Here is a 17442-nt window from a genome sequence, read left to right as displayed (position 1 = left end):
GTCCATTAGGTGAGACCGGTCTGCGCGTGTTCACGGGCACTCTGTACCCTTCGAAACATGACTGACCAGGCAGTTGAACGCCGCCGCGCCGCCGTCGTCGAGATGCCAGACGAGCTCCGCCGAGACGTGAAACTGCTCGGCAGACTGCTCGGCGACGTGATCGCCGAGCAGGGCGGCAAGGACCTGCTTGCCGATGTCGAGCGGCTGCGCAAGGCCGTGATCGCCGCCAGGAGGGGCGAGACCTCGGGCGACGCGATCGCGGCGATGGTCGCCGAGTGGGAGATTGACCGGGCGGTGCTCATCGCCCGTGCCTTCACCTGCTACTTCCACCTGGCGAACCTGGCCGAGGAGCACTACCGCATCAGGACGCTCCGGGACCGCGACGCCGAGGGCGAGGTGCTGAAGGAGTCGCTGGCGCATGCCGTACAGGAGCTCGGCACCGCGCGCGTGCAGGAGCTCGTCGAGGACCTGGAGCTGCATCCGGTGCTCACCGCGCACCCGACGGAGGCGCGCCGGCGTGCGGTCGTGACCACCATCCAGCGCGTCAGCACCCAGCTCACCGAGTACAACTCGCCGGGCAGGGGCGCCTCCGAGCGCGAGGAGAGCCTGCGGCGGCTGCTGGAGGAGATCGACCTGCTCTGGCGCACCGCCCAGCTCCGCGACACCAAGCTCGACCCGCTCGACGAGGTACGCACCGCGATGGCCGCCTTCGACGAGACCCTGTTCAGGGTGGTGCCCCAGGTCTACCGGTCACTGGACGCCGCCCTCGGAGAGGGCACCGGGACCAGGTCGCCGCTGGCGCGGCCGTTCATCCGCTACGGGAGCTGGATCGGCGGCGACCGCGACGGCAACCCCAACGTGACCGCCAAGGTCACCCGCGAGGCGGTGCTCATCCAGGCCGAGCACGTGCTCACCGCGCTGGAGACCGCCACCACCCGCATCGCCCGCACCCTCACCGCCAACGCTCACTACGCCGCGCCCTCGCGCGAGCTGCGCTCGGCGATCTCCGCCGCCGAGGACGCCCACCCCGACCTGGTCTCCGAGCTGGCCACCCGCTCGCCGCAGGAGCCGCACCGGCAGTGGCTGCTGTACGTCGCCGCGCGCATCGCGGCCACCAACCAGCGCGACCTCGACCTGGCCTACCGCGCGCCCGCCGAGCTGCTGGCCGACCTCAGGCTGGCCCAGGAGTCGCTGTCCAGGCACGCCGCCAGGCAGGCGTACGGCGAGCTGCAGCACCTGATCTGGCAGGTGGAGACGTTCGGCTTCCACCTGGCCGAGCTGGAGGTCCGCCAGCACTCGCAGGTGCACGCGAGCGCCCTGGCGGAGGTCAGGGCGGGCGGCGCCCTGTCGCCGCTCACCGAGGAGGTCCTGTCCACGATCCGGGTGATCGCCTGGATCCAGGAGCGCTTCGGCGTGACCGCCTGCTCCAGGTATGTCGTCTCCTTCACCCGTTCGGCCGCCGACGTGGCCGCCGTCTACGAGCTGGCGGAGGCGGCGCTCGGAATGCGGGCGCCGGTGCTCGACGTGGTGCCGCTGTTCGAGTCGGGCGAGGACCTCGACAACGCCCCTGACGTGCTGACCGGCATGCTGGAGATCCCCAAGGTCCAGGCCAGGCTGGCCGACACCGGCCGGCGCATGGAGATCATGCTCGGCTACTCCGACTCGGCCAAGGAGCTCGGCCCCGCCGCGGCCACGCTCAAGCTCTACCAGACCCAGGAACGCCTCACCGACTGGGCCCGCGCGCACGACGTGCGGCTGCGCCTGTTCCACGGCCGTGGCGGCGCGCTCGGCCGAGGCGGCGGCCCGGCCAACCGGGCGGTGCTGGCCCAGGCGCCCGGCTCGGTGGCGGGACGCTTCAAGGTGACCGAGCAGGGCGAGGTGATCTTCGCTCGCTACGGCCACATGGCGATCGCCAGGCGGCACATGGAGCAGGTGGCCAACGCCGTGCTGCTGGCCTCCTCGCCCACCAACGGCAGCCGCACCGCCGCTGCCGCCGCGCGCTTCCGCACGCTGGCCGAGCAGGTGGCCTCCGCCTCCGAGGGCGCCTACCGCGCGCTGACCGAGGCCCCGGGCTTCCCGGAGTGGTTCGCGCTGGTCAGCCCGCTGGAGGAGATCGGCTCGCTGCGGCTCGGCTCGCGCCCGGCCAGGCGCGGTCTCGGGGCGCCCCGGTCGCTGGACGACCTGCGCGCCATCCCGTGGGTGTTCGCCTGGGCGCAGACCCGGGTCAACCTGCCCGGCTGGTACGGCCTGGGCACCGGGCTGGCCTCGGTCGGCTCCATCGAGGAGCTTCGGGCGGCCTACGAGGAATGGCCGCTGTTCAACGCCATGCTGGACAACGCCGAGATGTCGCTGGCCAAGACCGACCGCTCGATCGCCGGGCGCTATCTGGCGCTCGGCGGCAGGGACGACTTCGCCGGGCAGGTGATGGCCGAGTACGACCTGACCCGCAAGCTGGTGCTGCAGGTCACCGGCCACACCCGGCTGCTGGAGAACCGCAAGGTTCTGTCGCGGGCGGTGCAACTGCGCGACCCCTACGTGGACGCGCTGTCACACCTTCAGCTCCGGGCGCTGACCGCGCTGCGCAGGGGCGAGGTCTCCGAGCGGGAGGCCGAGCGGCTCTCGACGCTGCTCCTGCTGTCGGTCAACGGAGTGGCTGCGGGTCTGCAGAATACTGGGTGAACCTCCGCAAGCCCCATTCGATCGGGCCGTAGCGGTGGTTGCGCATCCACCAGGCGCTCAGCAGCAGCAGAACCGTGTAGATGGCCGCGGCCACGCCGATCACCGCGATCGGCGCCAGCTTGCCGCCGAGCGCCAGCCCGTACCCGGTGAAGACGAGGCACTGCAGGACGGACTGCCCGATGTAGTTGGAGGCGGCGGCCCTGCCCGCGGGCGCCAGCGCGGCGCCTATGGCGGGCAGGCGGCGCACCAGCAGCAAGAGGGTTACGACGTAGGCGGCGGCCAGGGGCAGCGACAGGATGTTGTTGAGCGCCAGGCCGACGAGTTGCAGGGCGCCCTCGTGGTGGGTGGTCCAGGTGAAGAAGACGGCCGCGGGCAGGCCCACGCCGTACCCGATCCACAGGATGCGCGGCGCGCGGCGCGCCCAGCGCTCGCGGTCCTCCAGCAGCCGCGACTTGCCGGCGGCCATGCCGAACAGGAACAGCGCCATAGCCATCGGGCCCTGGCCCATCCAGATGAAGGCGGCGAGCATCGGGTAGGTCTCGAGCTGGAAGCGCAGGAAGCTGAGCGGGCTGCCGGTGACCTGGGCCTCCGCGGCGGCCATGACGGCGGGGTCGGGCGGCACCGTCGCGGCTCCGGTCGGGTCGAGCGTGGTCAGCCCGGCCAGGATGAGCCAGATCAGCGACATGACGCCGATGATCCAGCAGCCGATCTTGACGGCGGTTCTCGGCTGGACGTTGCGCAGCGCCAGCAGGATCAGGCCGAGCGCGGCGTAGAGCGTGAGGATGTCCCCGATCCAGAACAGGATGCCCTGCGTCACGCCGAGCAGGAACAGTCCCAGGCAGCGGCGGAGCATCCTCGGCCTGACCTTCTCGCCCCACGAGCGCATCTGCATCGTGAAGGAGTAGCCGAACATGAACGAGAAGATGATGTAGAACTTCGTCAGGACGAGCGTCGAGACCGTCAGGCTCACCGGGTCGCGGTTGAACTCCAGGCTGGAGATGGCCACGGACAGTCCGGGATCGGCGAAGAAGCTGATGTTGGCGACGAGGATGCCGCCGAGCGCGAAGCCCCGGACGGCGTCGATCTCGTGGATGCGCCTCAGGACCGGCGCCGTGGTCGTCATGTCCTCGACGCTACGGATCGATGGGGTTGTCCCGCATCCGTCCGAGGGCGCGGGCGGCTACGTCCAAAGTTGGAAAGGGCCCGGCGAAAACGCCGGGCCCTTGCTCTCCGAAATCTCTAGTGGACGTACTCCGCGTCCTGGCGGGCCTGCTTGGGGAGCATCAGCCCGGCGAGGAAGGTGACCACGATCATCGCCGCCGCGACCGCGAAGGTGATCTCGGCGCTGCCGGTCCCGAAGAAGACGGTTCCGAGCACCGCCACGCCGAGCACGTTGCCCACCTGCTGGAGCGCGGTCAGCGTGCCGGAGGCCGAGCCGGTCTCCTGCGGGTCCACCGCGGCCAGGACGATGTTGAAGTAGGGGCCCATGATCATTCCGCTGCCGAGGCCGACGAAGACCAGGGCGGGAGCGAGCTGCCAGGGGGTGACGCCCGGCTCGGCCACGATCAGCAGGGCCACGACCGCCACGGCCATGACGACGGCGCCGGCCAGCAGGACCTTGCGGCCGAAGCGCTGGGTGGCCTGGGCGACGATCATGCCCACGATCATGCCGGCGGAGGAGGGGACGCCGGTCAGCGCGGCCTTCAGCGGGTCGTAGTGCAGCATGAGCTGGGTGTAGAGGCCGATGACCATGAACACCCCGCCGAAGGCGGCGAAGTAGACGGTGCCGACGGCCATGCCGGACAGGAACGCGGGCTTGCGGAAGAGCGAGGGCGCCACCAGCGGGTCGCCGCCGCGGGCGGCCCTGCGCTTCTCGTAGGCGACGAAGGCGACGAGGGTGGCGACCGAGGCGGCCATCAGCGCGAACGACCAGGCCGGCCAGCCGTGCTCCTGGCCCTGGACCAGCGGGAAGACCATCAGGACGACGGCGGCGGAGGCGAGGACGGCGCCGGGCAGGTCGAGCTTGACGCCGCCGAGCGGCGGGGTGCTGGGCAGGAACCGCAGCGCCGCGAAGACCGCCGCCACGCCGATCGGCAGGTTGATCTGGAAGATCATCCTCCAGCCGGTGCCGAACAGGTCCGCGCTGACCAGCCATCCGGCCAGGATCGGCCCGCCGATGGCCGACAGGCCCATGACCGGGCCCATCAGCCCGAAGGCGCTGGCCAGCTCCTTGGGCGGGAACATCTCCTTCATCAGCCCCATGCCCTGGGGGATCATGGCCGCGCCGAACAGACCCTGGACGACCCGGGCCGCGATGATCATCTCGGGCGAGACGGAGACCGCGCAGAGCAGCGAGCCGATGGTGAAGCCGATCATCCCGATGACGAACATCCGCCTGCGTCCCACGATGTCGCCGAGCCGGCCGCCGGTGAGCAGGCCCGCCGTCATCGCCAGGATGTACGCGGCGCCCAGCCACTGGATGAACGCGTTGCCGGTGCCGAAGTCGTCCCGCATGGTCGGGCCGGCGATGTGGGTGACCGTTGCGTCCAGCAGTTCCATGACGGATCCGGACAGGATCACGCCCAGGGCCGGCCAGCGCCACTTGTAGGCCGCGGGCTGCTCGGGAGCGGCGGCTTCGGCCACTGGTCGGGTGTCGAGGACGGTCATCGTGTTCCTCCTGGATCGGAACGGCTTGTTCTGTTCCAACATTAGCAGAACGGAATGCTTCATTCCACTACTTTTTCAAGATCTTTGAGGGGGTCCGGCGGGCAAGCAAAAGGGCCGTAGCCATGAAGCTACGGCCCTATGCGGAAAGGTTTATTCCGCGTTCCAGCGGGCGAAGAAATCGCGCACGTCCCGCGCGAAGACCTCCGGGACCTCGTGCGCCGCGTAGTGCCCGCCGACGTCGTAGAAGTTCCACTGGGCGATGTTCTTGTGGTCGCGCTCGGCGAAGCGCCTGATCGACTGGAAGTCGTTGGCGAAGTTGGCCAGCCCGATCGGCACGGTCGTCGGCTCGGCGGGCTGCTCCATCTTGGCGTTCTCGTAGTAGAAGCGGGCCGAGGAGGCGGCGGTGCCGTACAGCCAGTGGACGGCGATGTTGCTCACCGCCCAGTCGATGCCGAGTTCCTCGCCCATGAGCTGGCCCATCCAGCCGAGCAGGCCGGCGGGGGAGTCGGCCAGCGCGTGCGCGAGCGTCTGCGGGGCCTGGGACTGCATCGTGTTGAAGGCGCCCATCGTCTCCCAGAAGCTCTGCAGGAATCGGACCCTGCCCATGTCCTCCTCGCTCAGCCCCTCGAACTCGGCCGGGTCGCCGGAGGGGAAGGAGAAGATCTGGGTGACGTGCAGCGCGACGGCGTGCTCGGGGTCGAGCCTGCCGATGTACGGCGTGACGATCGAGCCCCCGTCGTTGCCCAGGGCGCCGTAGCGGTCGTAGCCCAGGCGCTTCATCAGCTCCGCCCAGGCGGCCGCGACGCGGGCGGCGTTCCAGCCGCGCTCCGTGGTCGGGCCGGAGAACCCGAATCCCGGCACCGACGGGATGACCAGGTGGAAGTCGCGCGAGAGCGGCTCGATCACCTCGAGGTACTCCAGGGCCGTGCCCGGCCAGCCGTGGGTCAGCACCAGCGGCAGCGCGTCCTGCCTGGCGGAGCGGATGTGGAAGAAGTGCACGTTCTGGCCGTCGATCTCGGTCGTGAACTGCGGGTAGGCGTTGAGCCTGGCCTCCAGCGCCCGCCAGTCGAACGTGTCGCGCAGGTGCTCGACCATCCGGCGGACCCGGCCCGCGCTCACGCCGTAGTCCTCGCCGGCGTCGGGGAGCTCGTCGGTGTAGCGGGTCCTGGCCAGGCGGGCCTTCAGGTCGTCGAGGTCGGCCTGGGGGACGTCGATGCGGTAGGGGCGGATCTCGGTCATGGGAGGACTCCTTCACGAAGCGAAGCGTTCCGTTCTGATAGGAACTCTATCAGAACGGAATGCTTTGTTCCACTCCTTAGGCGACCTTGATGCGCTCCATCCCCGCGTAGACGTTGCAGCGCTCGCCGCGCAGGAAGCCCACGAGCGTCATCCCGAACTCCCGCGCCAGGTCCACGGCCAGCGACGACGGCGCGGAGACCGCGCACACCACCGGGACGCCGGCCGCCAGCGCCTTCTGCATGATCTCGTAGCTGGCCCGGCCGCTGACCATCAGGACGTTCGCCGCCAGCGGCAGCTCGCCGCGCAACCCCGCCCAGCCGACCAGCTTGTCCACGGCGTTGTGCCGGCCCACGTCCTCGCGCGTCGCCACCAGCTCGCCGCCCGCCGTGAACAGGCCCGCCGCGTGCAGGCCGCCGGTCTTGCCGAAGACGCCCTGCGACTCGCGCAGCCGGTACGGCAGGCCGTACAGCACCTCCTGGGTCAGCCCCAGCTCGGGCGGCGCGACCGGCGAGCACCGGTGCCGCAGCGCGTCGAGGCTGGCGGAGCCGCAGATCCCGCACGCGCTGGAGGTGAGGAAGTGGCGCTCCAGCGCGGGCAGGTCGGGGATCGGCCCGTGGAGCGTGACCGTGACGACGTTGTAGCGGGCCTCGGGCAGCACGTCCTCGTCGGTGCAGTAGCCGATCGAGGCGATGTCGCCGGGGCCCGCGATGCCCTCGCCGTGCAGGAACCCGGCCGCCAGCTCGAAGTCGTGCCCGGGCGTGCGCATGGTGATCGCGGCGGTCCTGCGCTCGCCGCCAGAACGCAGCCGGATCTCCAGGGGCTCCTCGGTGGCCAGGTCGTCGCGGCGCTCGCGGGCGGCGGACCCGGTGATCTCCCGGATCCGCACGCGCGTGGTGGGCCCTGGGCGCTCGCTCACAGGTGCTTCACCGTGACCAGCGCGTTGTAGTCGGGGATCTTGGCGTCGGGGGAGCGGCGGGCCTCGTCGAGCAGCACGTTGCCCTCCGGCCAGTGGATCTGCAGGTTGCCCGGCATGAGCGGGGCCCGCAGCACCTTGCCGCGGTAGGTCCGCCGCCGGCCGCCGACCTCGGTGAGCGCGGTGAGCTCGACGGGCGCGCCGTCGGGCAGGCCGAGCCGGTCGGCGTCGTAGGCGCTCATGAGCACGGCCTCGCGCATCGCGCCGTTGAAGCCGTCGCGGCGCTCGTGGACCATGCTGTTGAACTGCTTGCCGCGGCGCGTGGCCACCATGAAGGAGCCGTCGGGACGCTCCACCGCGGGCGGCGTGACCGGGGAGAAGGCGGCCAGGCCGTCGGCGGTCTGGAAGCGGCCGTCGGAGAAGAGGTGGCGGCCGCCGTACTGGACGTTGTCCCCGAACTGCCGCAGGCCCGCGATGCCGGAGTAGAAGGGGACGGCCCGTTCGATGTCCTCGCGGATGCCGGGCGTGCCGGTATAGGTGATTTTTCCGGAAATTTCGGGGTGGACGCGGGCGGCCAGCTCGGTGAAGATCTTCCACTCCGGCCACGCCTCGCCGATCCGCGGACCCTCGACCTCGGGCGAGAAGATGATCCGGCGCTCGGTGGAGGTCTCGGTCACGCCGCCGACCATCTCGTAGCGGGTCTGGGCGGGCAGCAGCAGCACGTCGCCCGCGCCCGGCACCAGCATCTGCGAGGACAGCACGATGTCCACGTGCACCCGCAGCCGCAGCCGTGACAGCGCCTCGCGGCAGTAGTCCGGGTCGGGCAGCACCTCCAGGAAGTTGCCGCCGGAGGAGATCAGCACGTCCAGCTCGCCCGCGTGGGCCGCGTCGATCATCTCGGTCGCGGTGAGCCCGGGGGAGCTGGGGACCTCGAAGCCCCACATGTCGGTGAACTTCGCGGCATTGGCGGGGGTGATCGGCAGGCCGCCCGGCAGGCCCGTCGCGTACGCGCCCATCTCGGCCCCGCCCTGCACCCCGCTGTGGCCCCGGATCGGCATCAGCCCGCAGTTGTCCCGGCCCACGAACCCGCGCGCCAGCGCCAGGTTCACGATCGCCCGCACGTTGTCCTCGCCGAACGCGTGCTGCGTGATGCCCATCGACCACACCAGCACCGCCGAGCGGGCCCGGCCGAGCAGCTCCGCCAGCCGTAGCATCTCCGCCCTGGTGGAGCCGGAGACCGCCTCCAGCGACTCCCAGGACTGGGTTGCCACGGCCTGCCGTACCTCGTCGAAGCCCTTCGTGCGCGCGCGGACGAACTCCTCGTCCACCCAGCCCTTCTCGATCAGGTGCTTGAGCACGCCGTTGAGGAAGCCGATGTCGCCGCCCACGTTCACGCCGAAGAACTCGTCGGTGATCTTCGTGCCGAACACCGCCGACTCCGCGTTGGAGGGCACCCAGTACTTGTCCATGCCGGGCTCGCGATAGGCGTTGACCATCGCGATCCGGGTGCCGGCCTTCTTGGCGTGGTAGAGGTACTTCATCGCCACCGGCTGGTTGTTGGACGGGTTGGACCCGATGAACACGATCAGGTCGGAGCCGATCCAGTCGGTGTAGGAGCAGGTCGTGGCCGCCGCCCCGATCGTCTGCTTGAGCGCCACCGTCGAGGGCGAGTGGCAGATGCGCGCGGCGTTGTCGACGTTGTTGCTGCCCATCGCGCGCACCGCCTTCTGCGCCGCGAAGTAGTTCTCGTTGGGCACGCCGCGGCTGGTCAGGTAGACACCGAAGCGCGCCTCGCGCAGGTGCCGCGCCGCCACGTCCAGCGCCTCGTCCCACGACAGCCGCGTGAAGCCGGCCTCGCCCGCCCTCCTGATCATCGGGTACGGCAGCCGCCCCAGCTCACGCAGTTGCGCGCTCTTCTTCCCCTGAAGCCCGGAGACGTCCTTGAGCGCCCGGTACTTCAGCGCCGGCATCGTGTTGAGCGGCAGCAGCCGCAGCCGGATGTTGCACAGATGGATCTCGTCCATCGTCCAGTCGCGCATGCCGTGGGTCCCGAGCGCGCAGCCGTCGCAGGTGCCCTGGTTGAGAATCCGCCAGGCATAGCGCCTGTTCCCCTTGACCGACCTGAACGCCTTCCACAACTCCAGGTAGTTGTTCGGCTTGCGCAGGCCGATGCCGAACGGCCGCCACGACGCCCAGTTGCGCGGGTCAAGAAGCTTGCTCATCTCCCCATTCTCCCCTCCGTTCGGAGCGGCGGACCAGGCCGTAGGAAGATGGTGGACGTGGCTGACTCGCGTTACTCCGACCTCGATCGCCCGCCTCTGTCCCAGGGCGCCCTCAACCGCGCTCTGGTACGGCCAGGCGGCCTGTGGACCGGCATCACGGTCCTCGACAGCACCGGCTCCACCAACGCCGACCTGACCCAGGAGGCCCGCGCCGGCGCAGAGCAGGGCGCCGTGCTGATCGCCGAGACCCAGCTCGCCGGCCGCGGCCGCCTGGGCCGGGTGTGGAACGCGCCCCCGCGCTCCGGCCTGACCTTCTCCGTCCTGCTGCGCCCGCGGGTCCCGCAGGTACGGCACGGCTGGCTGCCGCTGTTGTTCGGCGTGGCCGCCGCCTCCGCGGTGCGGCGGCTGGGCGAGGTCGACGTCCGGCTCAAGTGGCCCAACGACCTGCTGATCGGCGAGCGCAAGCTGGCCGGGGTGCTGGCCGAGCGGGTGGACGACGCGGTGGTGATCGGGATGGGCCTCAACGTCTCGCTCCAGCCGGCCGAGCTGCCCGTCGAGACCGCCACCTCGCTGGCCGTCGAGCAGGCCGCCTGCGTCGACCGCGACCCGCTGATCAGGGCCATCCTGCGCGAGCTGGAGAGCCACTACCGCGACTGGACCGAGGCCGACGGCGACGCGGACGCCTGCGGCCTGCGCGCCGCCTACCAGGCGTCCTGCGCGACGCTCGGCCGCGCCATCAGGGTCGAGCTGCCCGGCGAGCGCGTCCTGGAGGGAGTGGCCACCGGCATCGACCACAACGGCCACCTGCAGGTCGAGGCCGAGGGCAAGGGTCACACGTTGAGCGCGGGTGACGTGGTTCACGTGCGACCGGCACCGTAGAGTGGCACGATTTCCGCATGACTCTCCCAGACCACCACCTGACGCAGGGCGAGCGCCGCATCCGGGCCTTCAACCCACACTGGAAGCGGCTGATCGGGCCCTTCGCCGCGCTGGTGCTCATCGTCATCGCCTCCGGGGTCGCGATCTACTTCGTGCCCGGTGACTGGCAGTACGCCACATACGGCAGGCTCGCGATCGGCGTCGTCGCGATCCTGCTGCTGACGATCTGGTCGTTCGTCCCCTACCTGCAGTGGAAGAACACCGGCTACGTCCTGACCACCCACCGCTTCACGATCAGCACCGGCGTGCTGAACAAGTCGACGGACGAGATCCCGCTGACCAAGGTCAACTCGGTCAGCTCCGATCAGTCGTTCGCCGAGCGCATCCTGGGCTGCGGCACGCTGACCGTCGAGTCGGCCAGCGACCAGGGCCAGCTCGCGCTGCGCGACATCCCGCGGATCCAGGACGTGCGCGCCGACCTGTTCCGCGCGGTCGAGGACGTCTCCGACGGCGAAGTCGACGGCAAGTAGCCCGCCGGCGTGGAGACACCGGGCCGGCCCACGGCCGAGGAGATCGAGCGGCTGCTGGTCGGCACGCCCGCCCGCTACACGCGCTCGGAGGTGGCGGCCAGGTCCGGGGTCTCCCAGGAGCTGGCCGAGCGGATCTGGCGGGCGCTCGGCTTCGCCACGCTGTCCGACGACGCGGTGGCCTTCAGCGACGCCGACGTGGCCGCGCTCGGGCGGGTGCGGACCATGCTCGACAGCGGCCTGCTCGACGAGCAGACCGTGCTGCGCATGACGCGCGCGCTCGGCCGTACGACCGCCAGGCTGGCGCAGTGGCAGGCCGAGATCATGGTCGGCGCGATGCTGCCCAAGGACGCCGAGGCCAGCGACGGCGAGCTGGCCGCGGTGCTGGAGACCGCCCAGAACCTGCTGCCCGACTTCGAGCACGTGCTCGTGCACGTCTGGCGGGCGCAGCTCGCCGCGGCCGGCACCAGGATGCTCGCGCTGGCCGACCTCGGCGACGACAACGAGCTGGCCAAGGTCAACATCGCCGTGGGCTTCGCCGACCTGGTCGCCTTCACCCGGCGCGCCCGCGACCTTGAGGAGCGGCAGCTCGCGGCGCTGGTGGAGGGCTTCGAGGCGCGGGCGGCGGACGTGGTGGCCGCCCACGGCGCCCGGCTGGTCAAGACGCTCGGCGACGAGGTGCTGTTCAGCGCGCCCTCCGCCGAGACGGCCGCGCGGATCGCCCTTGAGCTGGTCGAGGCGGACGAGCTGCGCATCGGCCTGGCCTTCGGACCGGTCCTGCAGATGATGGGCGACGTCTTCGGCACCACCGTGAACCTGGCCGCCCGCCTCACCGCCATCGCCCGCCCCGGCACGATCGTCGTGGACGAGGGCCTGGCCGCGCAGCTCACCGGGCAGCCGGGGGTGGAGGTGCGCAGGATCCGCCGGCGTCCTGCTCGGGGGCTCGGCGTGGTGCAACCCTATGTCTTGCGAAGATCTTCCTCTTGAAAGCAAGATGACTGGCATGCCGTACGAAGTCAGTGGCGTCATCGCCAGAGGCAAGGGCCAGGAAGTTTCCGTCGAGACCGTGATCGTGCCGGACCCCGGTCCCGGCGAGGCGGTCGTGAACGTGCAGGCGTGCGGCGTCTGCCACACCGACCTCCACTACCGGGAGGGCGGCATCAACGACGACTTCCCGTTCCTGCTCGGCCACGAGGCCGCCGGCACCGTCGAGGCGGTCGGCGAGGGCGTCACCGGGCTGGAGCCCGGCGATTTCGTGATCCTCAACTGGCGCGCGGTGTGCGGCCAGTGCCGCGCCTGCCTGCGCGGCCGTCCCTGGTACTGCTTCGCCACCCACAACGCCAAGCAGAAGATGACGCTGGCCGACGGCACCGAGCTCTCGCCCGCCCTCGGCATCGGCGCGTTCCTGCAGAAGACGCTGGTGGCCGCGGGGCAGTGCACCAAGGTCTCGGCCGAGGCGCCGGCGCAGGTGGCCGGGCTGCTGGGCTGCGGCGTCATGGCCGGGATCGGCGCGGCGATCAACACCGGCGGCGTCGGCAGGGGCGACAGCGTGGCCGTGATCGGCTGCGGCGGCGTCGGCGACGCGGCGGTCCTGGGCTCCTCCCTGGCCGGAGCGGGCACGATCATCGCCGTGGACGTGGACGACCGCAAGCTGGAGTGGGCCAAGGACTTCGGCGCCACCCACACCGTCAACTCCACCGCGCAGGACCCGGTCGAGGCGATCCGCGAGCTGACCGGCGGCAACGGCGCCGACGTCGTGATCGAGGCCGTCGGCCGCCCCGAGACCTACAAGCAGGCGTTCTACGCCCGCGACCTGGCCGGGACCGTCGTGCTGGTCGGCGTGCCCACCCCCGAGATGACGCTGGAGCTGCCGCTGCTCGACGTCTTCGGCCGCGGCGGCGCGCTCAAGTCCTCCTGGTACGGCGATTGCCTGCCCTCCCGCGACTTCCCCATGCTCATCGACCTGTTCCTGCAGAACCGGCTGCCGCTGGACAAGTTCGTCTCCGAGGAGATCGCGCTGGACCAGGTCGAGGAGGCGTTCGCCAAGATGCACCGGGGCGAGGTCCTGCGATCGGTCGTGGTGCTGTGATCGACAAAGTGGTCACGTCCGGGACGTTCTCGCTGGATGGCGGCACCTGGGCGGTCGACAACAACGTGTGGCTGGTCGGCGACGCCCGTGAGGTGATCGTCATCGACGCGGCGCACTCCGCCTCGGCCATCGCCGAGCGCGTGGGCGGGCGGCGGATCAAGGCGGTCGTCTGCACGCATGCCCACAACGACCACATCAACGCCGCCGCCGAGCTGGGCGCGCCGATCCTGCTGCACCCGGCCGACCAGGTGCTGTGGGAGCAGGTCTACGACGACTCCGTGACGTACCAGCCGCTGGGTGACGGCGACAAGCTCGAGGTCGGCGGGATCGAGCTGCGGGTGATCCACACCCCCGGCCACTCGCCCGGCGCGGTCTGCCTGCACGCGCCGGAGCTGACCGCGCTGTTCAGCGGCGACACGCTCTTCAAGGGCGGGCCGGGCGCGACCGGCAGGTCGCACTCCTCCTTTGACACGATCATCGAGTCCATCAAGGACCGGTTGCTGACGCTGCCGGCCGAGACCCGCGTCCACACCGGGCACGGCGACTCGACCTCGATCGGCGCCGAGGCCCCGCATCTGGAGGAGTGGATCGCGCGGGGTCACTGAAACATGCCCCCCAGGGGGAATGCCCTCTCTGGCAGGTAGTGTCCGTGTGGCACACCTAACATAGGCAAGCCTTACCAAAGTGCGGTATCTTAGGCGTGCCTAACCTTATGTCCTGAGAGGCTTCCCCCGGATGTACGTATGCGTCTGTCGTGCCGTGACCGAGAACGAGGTCCACGACTGCATCGCGTCCGGTGCCAAGAGCGCGCGGCAGATCCGCGACACCACCGGCGCCGGCGGCGACTGTGCGTCCTGCGTGCGCAAGATCTGTGCGATCCTGAAGCGGTCTGAAGAACTGACGACCGCTTAGTACGAGGGGCCCGTTCATGCAGGGCGACAAGCAGATCATCGAGCTGCTCAACGAGCAGCTCACCGCCGAGCTGACCGCGATCAACCAGTACTTCCTGCACGCGAAGATGCAGGAGAACTGGGGTTACACCAAGCTCGCCGAGCACACGCGCGCCGAGTCGATCGACGAGATGCGGCACGCCGAGCGCCTCACCGACCGCATCCTCTTCCTGGAGGGCCTGCCCAACTACCAGCGGCTGGGCACCCTTCACATCGGGCAGACGGTCGAGGAGCAGCTCAAGGCGGACCTGGACGTCGAACTGTCGGTGGTGGAGCGACTACGGCCGGCGATACAACTCATGCGGGAAAAGGGTGACGCGACCTCCGCGCGCATCTTCGAGGACATCCTCGCCGACGAGGAGCACCACATCGACTACCTGGAGACGGAGCTGGCTCTGATCCAGTCGCTGGGTGAGCAGCTTTACCTCGCCCGCTACGCGGAGCCGCCGTCCGCGAGCTAGAGGATTCACCGAACGCCCGCCGGGATTCCGGCGGGCGTTCGCTTTGCGCCGGGGCCGGTTTCCGCGCGACACGCCGAAGGCGGGCGAGCCGATCCGGCGGGGCAGGGTGTGGGGGCGATTGGCCGGGTGGGTAAATCGCCAATAACCAACGTATATCATCGTTTGCCCAGGTCAATGGATAGGTCAACGACAAGTCAAACCGCGCGCTGTGCCCGGGAAACGATCGCCTAAGGTCCTACGATCGCTTCATGACCTGCGTACTTCTCGCCGAGGATGACACCTCGATCTCCGAGCCTCTCGCGCGCGCCCTGCGTCGCGAGGGCTATCAGGTTGAGGTGAGCCCCGACGGCCCGCAGGCCCTGGAGAGGGCCCTGTCGGGCGGCATCGATCTCATAGTTCTCGATCTCGGCCTTCCGGAAATGGACGGCTTGGAGGTCGCCCGCCGGATCCGGGCCGAAGGCCACGGCACGCCGGTGCTGATCCTGACCGCACGCGTCGACGAGGTCGACACCGTCGTCGGCCTCGACGCCGGCGCCGACGACTACGTCACCAAGCCGTTCCGGCTGGCCGAACTGCTGGCCAGGGTGCGGGCGCTGCTGCGCCGCGGCACCTCGGAGACCCCGGTCGTGCAGGGCGTCCGCATCGACGCCGACTCCCGCCGAGCCTGGATGGGCGACAAGGAGCTGCACCTGACCACCAAGGAGTTCGACCTGCTGCGCGTGCTGGTGCGTGACGCCGGAAAGGTCGTCACCCGGGAGCAGATCATGCGGGAGGTCTGGGACACCAACTGGTGGGGTTCCACCAAGACCCTCGACATGCACATCTCCTGGCTGCGCCGCAAGCTGGGCGACGACGCCGCCAAGCCCCGATACATCACCACCGTCCGGGGAGTCGGCTTCCGCTTCGAACGCGAGTAGGCGATGCGCCGCCGCCTGCTCTCCTCCACCCTGCTCGTCGCCGTCATCGCGGTTCTGCTGCTCGGGGTCCCGCTGGGACTCGTGGTCAGCCGCCTGATCGTCGACGAGGCTTCCCAGGAGCTCAGGGCGGAGGCGACGCGGCTGGTGGGTGAGGTCGAATACGCTCGCATCCAGGACACGCCTCTCGACCCCCAGCAGCTGGAGCAGAAGTATCCAGAGCGATATATCCAGATCTACGAGCGGGGCAACCCCCCCAAGGCGACCATCGTCGGCGCGCCGCCGCCGTCCGGTCACCAGATGACGGAGGACGCGCAGTCCGAAAGCGGCATCTACGTCCGGGTGAGCCGCGACAAGGATCAGGTGGAGCAGGACGTGCGGGCACGCCTGCTCCTCATCGTGGCTCTGGCGGTCGCGGCTCTGGCCGTCGCCGTGGGGCTGGCCATCGTCCAGTCCCGCAGGCTGACGCTCCCCCTCCAGGACCTCGCCAAGATCGCCGACAGGCTGGGCTCAGGTGACGCCCGGCCCAGCAAGCACAGGTACGGCATACCCGAACTCGACCGGGTGGCGGAGGTCCTCGACCGCAGCGCCACCCGGATCTCCGACCTGCTCACCCGCGAGCGGGAGTTCGCCACCGACGCCTCCCACCAGTTGCGCACGCCCCTGACCGGGCTGACGATGCGCCTGGAGGAGATCGTGGCCGCGGCCGACCACCCCGAGGTCGTGCGCGAGGAGGGCGACGCCGCGATCGTGCAGGCCGAGCGGCTCACCGCGGTGATCGACGAGCTGCTCGCCGCCGCCCGCAGGCAGCGCCACTCCCAGGCCGAGCCCATCACCGTGGACGACGTGCTCGTCCAGCAGGTCACCGAGTGGGCGCCGGTCTTCCGCGGCAGCGGGCGCGACCTGCTGCTCGAAGGCGAGCGCGGACTGGAGGCGCTGGGCTCCACCGGCGGCCTCGGCCAGGTCGTCGCCTCGCTCCTGGAGAACTCCCTGCGCCACGGCGGCGGCACGGTCACGGTCTCGACCAGCCGCAGCGACAACTACGTGGTCATCGAGGTCGCGGACGAGGGCCCCGGCATCGCCGACGACCTGGCCGGCCGCGTGTTCGAGCGCAACGTCAGCGGGGGCGGTGGCACCGGTCTCGGGCTGACGCTCGCCCGCGCGCTGGCCGCCGCCGACGGCGGAAGGCTTGAGCTCGTACGGCGCCGCCCCGCGGTATTCTCGCTGTTCCTGCGCCCGGCGGAGGAGAAGCGCCCGAGCCGGGTCGTGACCGGCCCCGCCTGAGCCTCAGCGCTGCCGGGTCTCGACCTCGGGAAGCTCGGCGGGGATCGGCTCGGTGGCCTCCAGGAACACCCAGCGCTTGTAGGACCAGAAGCGGAACAGGGTGCCGAGGCCGACGCCGATGATGTTGGCGACGTTGTAGCTCAGCAGGTCGTTCAGGCCGAGCGTGTAGGAGGTGAAGCCGGTGATCAGCAGCCTGATCAGCAGGGCGATGCCGTTGAACATGAAGAACAGGAAGTACTCCCGGCCGAGCCCGCTCTGCTCGCGGTGCCGGAAGGTCCACCAGCGGTTGCCCACGTAGGCGAACGTGGTGGAGATGATCGTGGCGAAGACCAGCGAGGTCAGCGGGCCGAAGCCCTGCCGGAACAGGTTGAGGGCCACGAAGTCGACCACGAAGGCGAGCGCCCCGATCGTGCCGAACTTGGCCAGCTCGTGAACCAGGGTGGCGAACCGCTGGTAGAGGCGCTTCACAAACTCCACGTCTCGTCCTCGGTCCTTTCCGATCCACTGCGCAAATCCGGCAACGTCGCTCCCAGGGTACCGGCCCTGGTCTGGGCGCGGACCCCTACCCTCAACATGAATCATCAACCGCACACCAAATTAGGGGTCTACAAATATCGC

General features: G+C 70.1%; 16 protein-coding genes. 10 read left to right on the top strand and 6 right to left on the bottom strand.

Annotated features, from left to right (window positions below; all coding sequences use genetic code 11):
• Positions 1 to 57 precede the first annotated feature (57 nt).
• Positions 58 to 2679 (top strand): phosphoenolpyruvate carboxylase, encoded by a 2622-nt coding sequence (locus ACIBEJ_RS16090; RefSeq protein WP_397183490.1) that lies wholly within the window; start codon positions 58 to 60, stop codon positions 2677 to 2679.
• Here ACIBEJ_RS16090 and ACIBEJ_RS16085 read toward each other — a convergent pair.
• The 5 genes from ACIBEJ_RS16085 to ACIBEJ_RS16065 form a co-directional block, all read right to left on the bottom strand.
• The gene (locus ACIBEJ_RS16085) at positions 2642 to 3802 is read right to left on the bottom strand and encodes a DUF418 domain-containing protein (RefSeq protein ID WP_397183489.1); all 1161 of its coding nucleotides are present in this window, start codon (positions 3800 to 3802) and stop codon (positions 2642 to 2644) included. The genes ACIBEJ_RS16090 and ACIBEJ_RS16085 overlap by 38 nt on opposite strands.
• A 116-nt stretch (positions 3803 to 3918) precedes the next feature.
• Entirely contained in the window at positions 3919 to 5346 is a 1428-nt protein-coding gene (locus ACIBEJ_RS16080; RefSeq protein WP_397183488.1) for an MFS transporter, read from the bottom strand.
• A 150-nt stretch (positions 5347 to 5496) separates the two neighbouring features.
• Entirely contained in the window at positions 5497 to 6585 is a 1089-nt protein-coding gene (locus tag ACIBEJ_RS16075; RefSeq protein ID WP_397183487.1) for an epoxide hydrolase family protein, read from the bottom strand.
• Positions 6586 to 6661: 76 nt separating this feature from the next.
• Positions 6662 to 7501, bottom strand: coding sequence for a formate dehydrogenase accessory sulfurtransferase FdhD (gene fdhD / locus ACIBEJ_RS16070; RefSeq protein ID WP_397183486.1), 840 nt, complete (start codon positions 7499 to 7501; stop codon positions 6662 to 6664).
• The gene (locus tag ACIBEJ_RS16065; RefSeq protein WP_397183485.1) at positions 7498 to 9720 is read right to left on the bottom strand and encodes an FdhF/YdeP family oxidoreductase; all 2223 of its coding nucleotides are present in this window, start codon (positions 9718 to 9720) and stop codon (positions 7498 to 7500) included. The genes fdhD and ACIBEJ_RS16065 overlap by 4 nt, the downstream gene beginning before the upstream one ends.
• A gap of 48 nt (positions 9721 to 9768) precedes the next feature.
• Here ACIBEJ_RS16065 and ACIBEJ_RS16060 point away from each other — a divergent pair, with 48 nt between their 5' ends.
• From ACIBEJ_RS16060 to ACIBEJ_RS16020, 9 genes are all read left to right on the top strand, one after another.
• Entirely contained in the window at positions 9769 to 10599 is an 831-nt protein-coding gene (locus tag ACIBEJ_RS16060) for a biotin--[acetyl-CoA-carboxylase] ligase (protein WP_397183484.1), read from the top strand.
• Positions 10600 to 10616: 17 nt separating this feature from the next.
• A complete protein-coding gene (locus tag ACIBEJ_RS16055; RefSeq protein ID WP_397183483.1) occupies positions 10617 to 11129 on the top strand; it encodes a PH domain-containing protein in 513 nt (170 codons plus the stop codon).
• A gap of 9 nt (positions 11130 to 11138) precedes the next feature.
• Entirely contained in the window at positions 11139 to 12113 is a 975-nt protein-coding gene (locus tag ACIBEJ_RS16050; RefSeq protein ID WP_397183482.1) for an adenylate/guanylate cyclase domain-containing protein, read from the top strand.
• Positions 12114 to 12129: 16 nt separating this feature from the next.
• The gene (locus tag ACIBEJ_RS16045; protein ID WP_397183481.1) at positions 12130 to 13215 is read left to right on the top strand and encodes an S-(hydroxymethyl)mycothiol dehydrogenase; all 1086 of its coding nucleotides are present in this window, start codon (positions 12130 to 12132) and stop codon (positions 13213 to 13215) included.
• On the top strand, positions 13212 to 13820 hold the full coding sequence (locus tag ACIBEJ_RS16040; RefSeq protein WP_397183480.1) for an MBL fold metallo-hydrolase: 609 nt from the start codon (positions 13212 to 13214) through the stop codon (positions 13818 to 13820). The genes ACIBEJ_RS16045 and ACIBEJ_RS16040 overlap by 4 nt, the downstream gene beginning before the upstream one ends.
• A 130-nt stretch (positions 13821 to 13950) precedes the next feature.
• Complete coding sequence (locus ACIBEJ_RS16035; protein WP_397183479.1) at positions 13951 to 14127, top strand: bacterioferritin-associated ferredoxin; 177 nt, start codon at positions 13951 to 13953, stop codon at positions 14125 to 14127.
• A 16-nt stretch (positions 14128 to 14143) separates the two neighbouring features.
• Positions 14144 to 14626, top strand: a complete 483-nt coding sequence (gene bfr, locus ACIBEJ_RS16030; RefSeq protein WP_397183478.1) for a bacterioferritin — start codon at positions 14144 to 14146, stop codon at positions 14624 to 14626.
• Between the two features lie 248 nt (positions 14627 to 14874).
• Positions 14875 to 15543, top strand: a complete 669-nt coding sequence (locus tag ACIBEJ_RS16025; protein ID WP_012888073.1) for a response regulator transcription factor — start codon at positions 14875 to 14877, stop codon at positions 15541 to 15543.
• A gap of 3 nt (positions 15544 to 15546) precedes the next feature.
• A complete protein-coding gene (locus ACIBEJ_RS16020) occupies positions 15547 to 16824 on the top strand; it encodes an ATP-binding protein (protein WP_397183477.1) in 1278 nt (425 codons plus the stop codon).
• A 3-nt stretch (positions 16825 to 16827) separates the two neighbouring features.
• On the opposite strand, the gene ACIBEJ_RS16015 is transcribed toward ACIBEJ_RS16020, so the two are convergent.
• The gene (locus tag ACIBEJ_RS16015) at positions 16828 to 17301 is read right to left on the bottom strand and encodes a GtrA family protein (protein WP_397183476.1); all 474 of its coding nucleotides are present in this window, start codon (positions 17299 to 17301) and stop codon (positions 16828 to 16830) included.
• Positions 17302 to 17442 lie beyond the last annotated feature (141 nt).

The organism is Nonomuraea sp. NPDC050790 (assembly GCF_044456745.1).
In the GTDB taxonomy this organism is placed as follows: Bacteria; Actinomycetota; Actinomycetes; order Streptosporangiales; family Streptosporangiaceae; genus Nonomuraea.
Note: the sequence above shows the minus strand (reverse complement) of the source record. Positions and strands in the feature narration are given on the sequence as shown.